The organism is Pseudomonas sp. W2Jun17, from assembly GCF_023127795.1.
Lineage (GTDB): Bacteria > Pseudomonadota > Gammaproteobacteria > Pseudomonadales > Pseudomonadaceae > Aquipseudomonas > Aquipseudomonas synxantha_A.
This window is the reverse complement of the sequence record NZ_SPKO01000015.1, coordinates 38,445-50,224: the sequence shown is the minus strand read 5'-3', so window position 1 is coordinate 50,224 and position 11,780 is coordinate 38,445. Positions and strand designations below refer to the sequence as shown.

General features: G+C 60.3%; 11 protein-coding genes. 8 read left to right on the top strand and 3 right to left on the bottom strand.

Going from position 1 to position 11,780, the window contains the following annotated elements; all coding sequences use genetic code 11:
* Nucleotides 1-82 precede the first annotated feature (82 nt).
* Complete coding sequence (locus E4O98_RS11585; RefSeq protein ID WP_005789320.1) at nucleotides 83-703, bottom strand: TetR/AcrR family transcriptional regulator; 621 nt, start codon at nucleotides 701-703, stop codon at nucleotides 83-85.
* Nucleotides 704-819: 116 nt separating this feature from the next.
* Here E4O98_RS11585 and copC point away from each other — a divergent pair, with 116 nt between their 5' ends.
* From copC to E4O98_RS11545, 8 genes are all read left to right on the top strand, one after another.
* Nucleotides 820-1,185: a copper homeostasis periplasmic binding protein CopC gene (gene copC / locus E4O98_RS11580; protein WP_032880503.1), complete on the top strand. Its 366-nt coding sequence runs from the start codon at nucleotides 820-822 to the stop codon at nucleotides 1,183-1,185.
* A gap of 3 nt (nucleotides 1,186-1,188) precedes the next feature.
* Nucleotides 1,189-2,046 (top strand): copper homeostasis membrane protein CopD, encoded by an 858-nt coding sequence (gene copD, locus E4O98_RS11575; RefSeq protein ID WP_248135064.1) that lies wholly within the window; start codon nucleotides 1,189-1,191, stop codon nucleotides 2,044-2,046.
* A 261-nt stretch (nucleotides 2,047-2,307) separates the two neighbouring features.
* Nucleotides 2,308-3,570 carry an OprD family porin gene (locus tag E4O98_RS11570; protein WP_032880499.1) on the top strand — a complete coding sequence of 421 codons (1,263 nt, stop codon included), beginning with the start codon at nucleotides 2,308-2,310 and terminating at the stop codon, nucleotides 3,568-3,570.
* A 170-nt stretch (nucleotides 3,571-3,740) separates the two neighbouring features.
* Nucleotides 3,741-4,559 carry an NAD(P)-dependent oxidoreductase gene (locus E4O98_RS11565; RefSeq protein WP_032880497.1) on the top strand — a complete coding sequence of 273 codons (819 nt, stop codon included), beginning with the start codon at nucleotides 3,741-3,743 and terminating at the stop codon, nucleotides 4,557-4,559.
* Nucleotides 4,560-4,589: 30 nt separating this feature from the next.
* Nucleotides 4,590-5,465 (top strand): SMP-30/gluconolactonase/LRE family protein, encoded by an 876-nt coding sequence (locus tag E4O98_RS11560; protein ID WP_248135061.1) that lies wholly within the window; start codon nucleotides 4,590-4,592, stop codon nucleotides 5,463-5,465.
* Between the two features lie 51 nt (nucleotides 5,466-5,516).
* Complete coding sequence (locus E4O98_RS11555; RefSeq protein ID WP_103735473.1) at nucleotides 5,517-6,479, top strand: TRAP transporter substrate-binding protein; 963 nt, start codon at nucleotides 5,517-5,519, stop codon at nucleotides 6,477-6,479.
* 63 nt (nucleotides 6,480-6,542) lie between these two features.
* Nucleotides 6,543-7,070, top strand: coding sequence for a TRAP transporter small permease (locus tag E4O98_RS11550; RefSeq protein WP_005789330.1), 528 nt, complete (start codon nucleotides 6,543-6,545; stop codon nucleotides 7,068-7,070).
* Between the two features lies 1 nt (nucleotide 7,071).
* Nucleotides 7,072-8,352 (top strand): TRAP transporter large permease, encoded by a 1,281-nt coding sequence (locus E4O98_RS11545; RefSeq protein WP_078821744.1) that lies wholly within the window; start codon nucleotides 7,072-7,074, stop codon nucleotides 8,350-8,352.
* Nucleotides 8,353-8,918: 566 nt separating this feature from the next.
* On the opposite strand, the gene E4O98_RS11540 is transcribed toward E4O98_RS11545, so the two are convergent.
* Entirely contained in the window at nucleotides 8,919-10,064 is a 1,146-nt protein-coding gene (locus tag E4O98_RS11540) for an HlyD family secretion protein (protein WP_005789334.1), read from the bottom strand.
* Nucleotides 10,061-11,704 carry an MFS transporter gene (locus tag E4O98_RS11535; protein ID WP_032880488.1) on the bottom strand — a complete coding sequence of 548 codons (1,644 nt, stop codon included), beginning with the start codon at nucleotides 11,702-11,704 and terminating at the stop codon, nucleotides 10,061-10,063. The genes E4O98_RS11540 and E4O98_RS11535 overlap by 4 nt, the downstream gene beginning before the upstream one ends.
* Nucleotides 11,705-11,780: the final 76 nt, after the last annotated feature.

Here is an 11,780-nt window from a genome sequence, read left to right as displayed (position 1 = left end):
TTCGCATCGTGGTTACTGGTGACTGCTACGAAGTTGTGTAGATACCCATGCTGCGATGGGCCCCTCAGCCTCACCACAGGGCTCAAGGCTCCAACCCGATCCCCCGCAAGATCACACTGGTCACCGTCTGAATCGCCTTTTCGAACTGCATATCCGACAACGGCTGGTGATCATTCAAAATCTTCACCTGGTGATCAAAGTCGGCATAGTGCTGGGTCGAGGCCCAGATCATGTAGAGCAGGCTCGACGGTTCCACCGGCAGGATGCGTTTGTCTTGCACCCACTGGCGAATCTTCGCTTCCTTCATCTTGGCCCAGTCGTACAGGCTTTCATCCAGGGCCTCACCGAGCGTGGGCGCGCCGTGGATGATTTCATTGGCCCAGACCTTGGAGCCATACGGCCGCGTACGCGAGCGCTGCATCTTGGCGCGGATGTAGCTGCTGAGCACCACCCGCGGATCATCGAAGGTTTCGAAGCTCAGGGCATCCTGCTTCCACAGCTCCAGCAGGTCGAACAGCACCGCGCTGTACAGCTCGCTCTTGGTGGTGAAGTAATAATGCAGGTTGGAACGCGGCAGTTGCACCTCTTCGGCGATGTCGGCCATGGCGGTGCTGCCGTAGCCTTTTTCAGCGAAGACTTTTTCCGCCGCCAGCAGGATTTTCTCGACGTTGACCCGACGGATTCCGATCTTGTGATTGCCCATAAGGGCTCCCTGACAACAACACGGGTTAAAGACTACCACCAGCTCTAGATCGGGGCGACAGGCCAAGCCGAAACTTCGTACACTGCCCGCTCCTACCCATTGATTGGTATTGAACAATGTTGATCAAGAAAGCCCTGACCACCCTCGCCCTGCTCACCTCTCTGCTGGGCGCCTCGGCAGCATTTGCCCATGCCCACCTCAAGAGCGCAGAACCTGCGGCCAACAGCAGCGTCGCCGCGCCGAAAGACCTGCGCCTGACCTTCACCGAAGGCGTCGAAGCCACCTTCACCAAGGTGTCCCTGAGCAAGGACGGCACTGAAATCGCCATCAAGGGCCTGGAAACCCCGGACGCGGACAAGAAAGTCCTGGTCGTGACCCCTGCCGCCCCGCTCGCGAGCGGCAATTACAAAGTGGTGTGGAATGCAGTGTCGGTCGACACCCACAAGAGCAGCGGTAAATACAGCTTCAAGGTCGGCCAGTAACCCATGGCAACCCTGCTGGTGCTGTGCCGTTTCCTGCATTTTATCGTCGTGCTGCTGATGTTCGGGGCTTGCGTACTCCGGCCCTGGCTGCTCGGCGCCCAGGTACAGCCGACTCTGGACCGGCAACTGCTATGCATCACCCGTGGCCTGGCCTGGCTGGGGCTTGGCTCCGGCGTGGCGTGGCTACTGCTGATCACCGCCAGCATGGCCGGCAGTTGGGACGCGGCGCTGCAACCGGCCACCATGCAATTGGTGCTGGGCAAGACCTTTTTCGGCCAGGTATGGACCTGGCATCTGCTGCTGAATGTTCTGCTGGTAATCGTGCTGATCAAACCCTGGCCAGCCTTGCGTTTGCCATTGATCACCCTGCTGCTGGCGACCCTCGCGCCGGTGGGCCATGGCGCCATGCTCGACGGGCTGAGTGGGCAATTGCTGATCCTCAACCAAGTGGTGCATCTGCTCTGCGTGGGGGCCTGGCTGGGTGGGTTGCTGGTGCTGGTGCTGATCCTCAGGCACGCGCAAGAGCACCGGCTGGAGCCGATTTTGCGGCGCTTCAGCGGCGTGGGTTACGGCCTCGTCGCCGGCTTGCTGGTAACCGGTTTGATCAATGTGCGCGTGCTCACCGGGCAACTGTGGCCCACGCCACTGTTCAATGGGTTTGCCTTGATCCTGCTGATCAAGGTGGGGTTGGTGGCGGGGATGTTGGGGTTGGCGCTGCTGAACCGGTTGCGTATCGAACGCTGCGAACAGCGCTTGGGCAGTTTGAAAGCCAGCGTGATGATGGAATGGCTGCTGGGGGTCTGCGCAGTAGCCGCCGTTTCACTCCTTGGCACCCTGCCTCCGATGGTTTTAGCGGTATAAAAAACCAGGTTTAACTCAATCAAATGTGGGAGGGGGCTTGCTCCCGATAGCGGTGTATCAGTCAGATCATCTGTGACTGACACACTGCTATCGGGAGCAAGCCCCCTCCCACATTGACCCTGCCCGCTTTAGATCAGGCCATACACAGTCATCGTATAACTTCTGCTTGACACACCCCGAAAACCCCGCAAATATCCCGCTCAATGTTGTACGACGACGTATAACAAATAATAAAAACAACAAAAGAAAGGGAGCCTCACTGTGAGTCAATTCGCCCGCAATTGCTCTGCACGCCTGGGCCTTATCAGCCTCGCTAGCCTGGCCGTCACCCTGCCCCTGTGCGTTCAAGCCGAAGGTTTTATCGACGACGCCAAGGCCACGCTCAACCTGCGCAACGCCTACTTCAACCGCAACTTCACCAACCCCGGCAACCCTCAGGGCAAGGCCGAAGAGTGGACGCAAAACTTCATTCTCGACGCCAAATCCGGCTTTACCCAAGGCACTGTCGGGTTCGGGATTGATGTATTGGGCCTGTATTCGCAAAAGCTCGATGGCGGCAAAGGCACTGCCGGTACTCAACTGCTGCCGGTGCATGACGATGGCCGCCCTGCCGACAATTTCGGACGCCTTGGGGTCGCGCTGAAAACCAGGCTGTCCAAGACCGAGCTCAAACTTGGCGAGTGGATGCCAGTGCTGCCGATCCTGCGTTCCGATGATGGCCGCTCTCTGCCCCAGACCTTTCGCGGCGGCCAGGTCACGTCCAATGAGATCGCCGGTCTGACCCTCTACGGCGGCCAGTTTCGCGGCAACAGCCCACGCAACGACGCGAGCATGGAAGACATGTTCATGAACGGCAAAGCTGCGTTCACCTCGGACCGCTTCAACTTCGGCGGGGGCGAATATACCTTCAACGACAAGCGCACCCAGGTCGGCCTGTGGTACGCCGAACTCACTGATATCTACCAGCAACAGTATCTGAACCTCACCCACAGCCAGCCGGTGGGCGACTGGACCCTGGGCGCCAACCTTGGCTTCTTCAACGGCAAGGAAGACGGCAGCGCCTTGGCCGGCGACCTCGACAACAAGACCGTGTTCGCCCTGCTCTCGGCCAAATACAACGGCCACACCTTCTACGTCGGCCTGCAAAAACTCACCGGCGACAGTGTATGGATGCGCATCAACGGCACCAGCGGCGGCACGCTGGCCAACGACAGCTACAACTCCAGCTATGACAATGCCAGGGAAAAATCCTGGCAGGTGCGCCATGACTTCAACTTTGTCGTACTCGGCGTGCCAGGGCTGACCCTGATGAACCGCTATATCAGCGGCAGTAACGTGCACACCGCAGCGATCACCGATGGCAAGGAATGGGGACGTGAGTCGGAACTGGCGTATACGGTGCAAAGTGGTGCACTGAAAAACCTCAATGTGAAGTGGCGCAATTCGACAATGCGGCGCGACTTCAGCAATAACGAGTTTGATGAGAACCGGATTTTCATCAGCTATCCGATTTCGTTGTTGTAAGTTCCAGGGTCGAACTCGATCTCAAAGGTGCCACACATCCATGTGGAAGCTGGCTTGCCAGCTCCCACCTTTGATCTCATGCGCCTGGAAGGACGTTGACAACACCAAGAATCCCTAACACTATTTCCATATAGTCATACGACAACCTACAACAAAAATCTGGAACGCCCATGACCACCACAACCCCTGCTCCGTTTAACCGCCTGCTGCTCACCGGCGCCGCCGGTGGCCTCGGTAAAGTTTTGCGCGAACGTATGCGCCCTTACGCCAAGGTCCTGCGCCTGTCGGATATCGCCGACATGGCTCCCGCCATCGATGCCCGCGAAGAAGTGCAAACCTGCGACCTGTCCGACAAGCAAGCCGTGCACCAATTGGTAGAAGGCGTCGACGCCATCCTGCATTTTGGTGGCGTATCGGTAGAGCGCTCGTTCGAAGAAGTGCTCGGCGCCAATATCAGCGGCATCTTCCATATCTACGAGGCCGCACGTCGCCATGGCGTAAAGCGTGTGATCTTCGCCAGCTCCAACCATGTGATCGGTTTCTATAAACAGGGTGAACAACTCGACGCCCACTCCCCACGCCGCCCGGACAGCTACTACGGCCTGTCCAAGTCCTACGGCGAAGACATGGCCAGTTTCTACTTTGACCGTTATGGCATCCAGACGGTGAGCATCCGCATCGGCTCCTCGTTCCCGCAGCCGCAGAACCGCCGGATGATGCACACGTGGCTGAGCTTCGACGACCTGACCCAACTACTCGAACGCGCGCTGTACACGCCCGATGTCGGCCATACCGTGGTCTACGGCATGTCGGCCAACCTCGACACCTGGTGGGACAACCGCTACGCCGCACACCTGGGCTTTGCGCCCAAGGACAGCTCCGAAGTGTTCCGCGCCCAGGTCGAGGCCCAGCCGCCGGTCGCAGATGATGACCCGGCAAGGATTTATCAGGGCGGCGCGTTCTGCGCGGCAGGCCCGTTCGGTGACTGAGTGCACAGCAACCCAAAGGAATGAGTGGCCATGACTGCAGAATTGATTGTCGATGCCCGCAACGCCGTGGGGGAATGCCCGATATGGGTGCCTGAAGAAAACGCCCTCTATTGGGTGGACATCCCCAACGGTGGCTTGCACCGTTGGGACGCCTCTGCCGGGCACCTGCGTGCCTGGAAGGCCCCGCAGATGCTAGCCTGCATCGCCCGTACCCAAGCGGGCAACTGGGTGGCAGGCATGGAAACCGGCTTCTTTGAACTGACCCCGCACAACGACGGCAGCCTCGACACTACGCTCTTGGCCGGTGTCGAACATCCGCGCCCGGACATGCGCTTGAACGACGGCCGCTGTGATCGCCAAGGCCGCTTCTGGGCCGGCAGCATGGTGCTGAACATGGGGTTGAACGCCGCTGAGGGCACCCTTTATCGCTATGCGTCTGGCACGGCGCCCCATGCGCAGCTCGATGGTTTCATCACCCTCAACGGTCTGGCCTTCAGCCCCGATGGCCGCACAATGTATGCCTCTGATTCACACCCGCTAGTGCAGCAGATCTGGGCATTCGACTACGACATCGACACTGGCACGCCGTCCAACCGCCGGGTGTTTGTGGACATGCATGACTTTCTCGGCAGGCCCGATGGTGCAGCTGTCGACGCGGATGGCTGCTACTGGATCTGCGCCAACGATGCCGGCTTGGTCCACCGTTTCACCCCCGACGGTCGCCTCGACCAGTCCCTCACCGTACCGGTAAAAAAACCCACCATGTGCGCCTTCGGCGGCAGTCGCCTGGACACCCTGTACGTCACCTCCATTCGTGACGATCAGCGTGACAGTTCGCTGTCCGGCGGCGTGTTTGCCCTCAACCCCGGCGTCAAGGGATTGCCCGAACCCCAGTTCATCCTCTAGCTGCATCGCTGTGCCTTGAATACAACAATAACAAGACAGGAATCACCGCCCATGGACTTCAAACGCACCTTGCTCGCTGCCACACTCGTGGCCCTCAGCAGCGCCGCCCACGCGCTGGAAATCAAGTTTGCCGATATCCACCCCGCTGGCTACCCCACCGTGGTCGCCGAAGAAAACATGGGCAAGGCCCTGACCCAGCAAAGCAAGGGCGAATTGACCTTCAAGTACTTCCCGGGCGGTGTGCTCGGCTCCGAGAAGGAAGTCGTCGAACAGGCCCAGGTCGGCGCCGTGCAAATGACCCGCGTCAGCCTTGGCATCGTCGGCCCGGTGGTGCCGGACGTGAATGTGTTCAACCTGCCGTTCGTGTTCCGCGACCAGGCGCATATGCGCAAAGTGATTGACGGCGAAATCGGCGATGAGATCCTCGCCAAGATCACCGATTCCGAGTTCGGCCTGGTCGCCCTCGCCTGGATGGACGGCGGCACGCGCAACCTCTACACCAAGAAACCAGTGCGCAAGATCGAAGACCTCAAGGGCATGAAGATTCGCGTGCAAGGCAACCCGATTTTCATCGAAGCCTTCAATGCAATGGGCGCCAACGGTATCGCCATGGACACCGGCGAGATCTTCAGCGCCTTGCAGACCGGGGTGATCGACGGCGCAGAAAACAACCCGCCGACGCTTCTGGAACACAACCACTTCCAGAACGCCAAGTACTACACCCTCACCGAACACCTGATCCTGCCCGAGCCCATCGTGATGTCGAAAATCACCTGGAACAAGCTCACCGCCGCACAGCAGGACATGGTCAAGGAAGCCGCCAAGGCCGCCCAGGCTGACGAGCGTGTGTTGTGGGATGCCAAGTCGGCCAGCAGTGAAGAGAAACTCAAAAAGGCCGGGGTCGAGTTCATCACCGTCGACAAAAAGCCCTTCTATGACGCCACCGCGCAGGTTCGCGCGAAGTACGGTGCGCCTTACGCCGACATCATCAAGCGTATCGACGCCGTTCAGTAACGCCCTCCTCCCTGACAAGGCCCGGCGCGGTCGGTATCGACGCGCCCGGTCACGGTGAACGCCATGAAGAATCTACTGCTGCGCATCAACGACCGTATCTACATGACCTGCATCTGGGTCGCCGGCCTCTCGGTCCTGGGGGTCGCGCTGATCATTCCCTGGGGCATCTTCGCCCGCTATATTCTCGGCACCGGCTCCAGTTGGCCGGAACCCTCTGCGATCCTGCTGATGCTGGTGTTCACCTTTATCGGCGCGGCTGCCAGCTACCGCGCCGGGGCGCATATGTCGGTGGCGATGATCACTGATCGCCTGCCTGATGCTCAGCGCCGCGTTGTCGGCATCGTCTCGCAACTGTTGATGGCGACCATCTGCCTGTTCATGACCATTTGGGGCGCCAAGCTGTGCCTGTCCACCTGGAACCAGTTCATGAGCGCCATCCCTACCCTGCGTGTGGGTATCACCTATATGCCGATCCCGATTGGCGGCTTGCTGACCCTGATATTCGTGCTGGAAAAACTCCTGCTGGGCGACCAGAGCCACCGGCGCGTAGTGCGTTTCGACCTGGTTGAAGAAAGCGAAGGGGCTGCCTGATATGGACGCATTGATTCTGCTGGGCAGCTTTATCGCCTTGATCCTGATCGGTATGCCGGTGGCCTACGCCCTGGGCTTGTCGGCGCTGATCGGCGCGTGGTGGATCGACATTCCGTTCCAGGCCCTGATGATCCAGGTGGCGGGCGGGGTGAACAAGTTTTCACTGATGGCGATTCCATTCTTCGTATTGGCCGGAGCGATCATGGCCGAGGGCGGCATGTCGCGGCGGCTGGTGGCGTTTGCCGGGGTGCTGGTGGGCTTTGTGCGCGGCGGGCTGTCGCTGGTCAACATCATGGCGTCGACGTTTTTCGGTGCGATCTCAGGCTCGTCGGTGGCCGATACCGCGTCGGTCGGTTCGGTGCTGATCCCGGAGATGGAACGCCGTGGCTACCCACGGGAGTTCGCCACGGCGGTGACCGTGAGTGGCTCGGTACAAGCGCTGCTGACCCCGCCCAGCCACAACTCGGTGCTCTACTCCCTGGCCGCCGGCGGCACGGTATCAATCGCCTCGCTGTTCATGGCCGGCGTGGTGCCGGGCCTTTTAATGAGCGCGTGCCTGATGGTGCTGTGCCTGATCTTCGCGAAAAAGCGCAACTACCCCAAGGGCGAAGTCATCCCCTTGAAGCAGGCCTTGAAGATCGCCGCTGATGCGCTCTGGGGCCTGATGGCCATGGTGATCATCCTCGGCGGCATCTTGTCGGGCATCTTCACCGCCACCGAGTCGGCGGCCATCGCGGTGCTGTGGGCGTTTTTCGTGACCATGTTCATCTACCGCGACTACAAATGGCGCGAGCTGCCCAAGCTGATGCATCGCACGGTACGCACCATTTCCATCGTGATGATCCTCATCGCCTTCGCCGCCAGCTTCGGCTACATCATGACCCTGATGCAGATCCCGGCGAAGATCACTACGCTGTTCCTGACCCTGTCGGACAACCGCTACGTGATCCTGATGTGCATCAACGTCATGCTGCTGTTGCTCGGCACGGTGATGGACATGGCACCGCTGATCCTGATCCTTACGCCGATCCTGTTGCCGGTGATCCTTGGTATCGGCGTCGACCCGGTGCACTTTGGCATGATCATGCTGGTCAACCTCGGCATCGGCTTGATCACGCCTCCGGTGGGCGCGGTGTTGTTCGTCGGCGCGGCGGTGGGAAAGGTAAGCATCGAGAAAACCGTGAAGGCGCTGCTGCCGTTTTATGCGGTGCTGTTTCTGGTGCTGATGGCCGTGACCTACATTCCGGCACTGTCGTTGTGGTTGCCGAGCGTGGTGCTGTAAACCCAATCGTCAGAACACAGGTGAGCAAATGTGAGAGGGGGGTTGCTCACCTGACGGCCTCACAATCGACAGGCGCCTACGTGACACACCTTGGTCAAATGTGGGAGGGGGCTTGCTCCCGATGGCGGCCTCCGGGCCGACCAGGGTGCTGGATCAGACCGAGTACATATCCATTCCTGCGGTAACGGCCGCTATTGGTTCCGCTTTTACAGCGGGTCACTTTTGGAAAAGAGCCCCAAAAGTAACCAAAAGGGCTCTTGCCCCACCACTCGGCACCTCGCCTAGGCTCGGTGTGCCCGTAATCCACCATGGATTTGGGGGGCCGCCGCCACGCGCCATCCATGGCGCGGGGCGGCTAAACCGGCATCCCTGCCGGTTTACCCCCCAAATCCCTGTCGAATTCCGGCCAGCGTGGTTTAACGGGGCGCCTGAGATCAAAAGCAGATCAAGATCAAGAGCGGCTCGCTGCGCATCGTGGTTACTGTTGGCGAATGCAAAGTTGTGTAGATACCTGTGCTAATCGGGAGCAAGCCCCCTCCCACATTTTGCTCTGCACTGTGTCAGGGTCAGGGTGGGCTGTTTTTCAGGCGCCCTGCCGTATCGATACTCACCACCACCGACAACCCAGGTCGCAACCGCTCGCTCTCGGCCTGGTCCGGGTCCACGGTAATCCTCACTGGCACGCGCTGGGCGATCTTGACGAAGTTGCCGGTGGCGTTATCCGCCTGCAACAGGCTGAACTCCGAGCCGGTTGCCGGCGAGATATGCTGCACCGTGCCATGGAATTTGCGATGGTTCAGCGCGTCAACGGTGAAGGTTACCGGCTGGCCGACCTGCACATTGTCCATCTGGGTTTCCTTCATGTTGGCGATCACCCACAGCTGCTTGGGCACCAGGGCCATCAATTGCGCGCCGGAGTTAACGTAGGCACCCAGGCGCACGCCGATCTGCCCCAACTGACCATCGCGTGGCGCGGTGATGCGGGTGTTGGACAAATCGATCCGCGCCAGCTCCACCGCCGCCTCGGCACTGGCGACTGCCGCTTCCAGGGAGCCGCGATTGACGATCACTGTTTGCAGGTCTTGCCGGGCAATTTCCAGGCTGGCCTGGGCCTGGGCTACGGCGGCAATGGTCTGGGCATTGGCGGCGCGGGTCACGTCCAGCTCGCGCTTGGACACCGAGCCATCGCTGATCAATTCTTCGTTGCGACGCAAGTCAGCGGTACTCTTGCGCGCCTGGGCCTGGCTGTCGACCAGCGCGGCCTGACGCAGCTTGATGGTCGCTTCGGCGCTGTTGCGTTGCTGCACCACATTGGCCAGGGACGCTTTCTGCACGGCCAACTGCGCCAGGGCCTGGTCCAGGCGCTGTTTGTAGATGCGGTCATCCAGGCGTACCAGCAGGTCCCCCGCTTTTACATACTGGAAATCCTGCACCGGTACTTCGAACACATAGCCGCCAAGTTGCGGGCCGATAATCGTCACCTGCCCGCGCACCAGAGCGTTTTCGGTGGTTTCCACCGCACTGCTGAACGGCGGCAACTGCCAGGCGTACAGCACGATCAGCACACCGATGATGGCGATGGCGGCAAAACCCAGGGACGAGATGATGCGCACGCGCAAAGGCCGCAATTGGGTGGGCACGGCGCCCGGTGGCGTGCTGCCTTCCGGTGTGGCAGCGATGGCGGTTGTGGTGGTGGTTGAAGGTTCGGTCATGAAGTCGCGCCGCTGGGTTGAACAGGAGGGATTGCCTTGGTGGTGCTCATCAACCATAGGCTGCGGGTGAAGATCCACAGCATGGTAAGGATCGCAATAATCGCGATCAGCATGAACACATCGTTGTAAGCCATTACATTCGCTTCACGGGTGGCCGCCGTGGCCAGGCTGCGGATGCCCATCAGGTTGCGCAGTTCCGGGTCGGCGACGATGCCACCGTAGGCCGACCCGCCGCTCTGCACTCGCGCCGCCACACGGGGGTCGATCAAGGTCAGGTGCTCGACGATCATGCTTGAGTGATACTTCTCGCGCACGGTCTGGAAGGTGCCCAGCAACGCCGCGCCGATCAGGCCGCCGAGGTTCTGGCAAATCCCGAACATCACCGAGAAGCTCACCAGGTTGCGCGGGTTGGTCAGCACGTTTTTCGTGCCCAGCACCATGGTCGGCCCGAGGAAGAACGTGCCGCCAAAGCCTAGCAGGAACTGGCTGATGTAGAGGTTTTGCGGACGCGTCAGGTTGCTGGAAAAACTGTCCATCACCGAACCTGTCGCCATCAGTGCCAGGGAAATCACCAATGGCATCAACAGGTGCGCCGGGTTGATCGTCAACGCGCTGACCACCAGCCCGGCAATCGCCCCGGCCAGCATCACCACATATAAGGTATGCATTTGCTGGTAGCTCATGTTCAGCATTTGCATGAACCCCACCGCACCGGTGGATTGCTCGGACAGCACCATGCGAATCAGCACTACCGCCAAGGCCAGGCGAATCATCACGCCGCTGCCCAGCCAGCGCGTCATCAGCATCGGGTTGCTGCGGTTATGCTCGATGGCCAGCCCCGCCATGATCAGCACCAGCGAGCAGGCCGAGGCCACACCGATCCACGGCGCTTCCAGCCACCAGTCGATACGCCCCAGGGACAGCACCGCACACAGTAAAGCAACGCCAGTGGCAAGGATGGCGAAGGTGAGGAAGTCGAGTTTTTCAAAGGTCTTGAAGCGGTCACCGGGCGGCAGCTTGAGCAGGAACACGCAACCCAGGCAGATCAGCGCCAGGCCCAGTTCAAACAGGTACAACCCGCGCCATTCGGCGATCTGCAGCAAGTCTTCGGAAAACAGCCGCGCCAGGGGCAGCGCCAATTGCGCGGTGCCCAGCCCCAGCACCAGAGCTTTCAAGCGCCACTTGGCCGGGAACGCCTGGATCATGTAGTACAAACCCAACGAACTCAGCGCCGCGCCGACCATGCCGTGAGCCGCCCTCACCGCAATGGCCGAGTTGAGGTCGTTGACAAACAAGTGGCCGAAAGTCACCAGCGCATACAACACCAGGAACACTTCGGTAAACGCACGCAGGCCGAACTGCTGACGAAACTTCACCAGCAGCAGGTTCATGCACACGTTGGTCATGACATACGCGGCGGGCAGCCAGGCCATTTCCGCGGTGGTCGCGCCCAGTGCGCCTTGCAGGTATTGCAGGTTGGCGATAACCAGGGCATTGCCCAGGCCACCGGTGATTGCTACCAGCACGCCCACCAGCGCAAACAGCCAGCGCCTGTGGGTGGGGTGCAGCGGCGTCGACGGCGAGCCGGGCAGGCTCGGCCGCTCGTGGGGCTGCCAGGTGTGGGGGGTGTATTTATCCATTCGGTGACCTTGGTGAGCCGACGTGCAAGGTCGGTGAAGCGCTTACTCAGGTAGTAGTAAACCTGAGCAGCGCTCA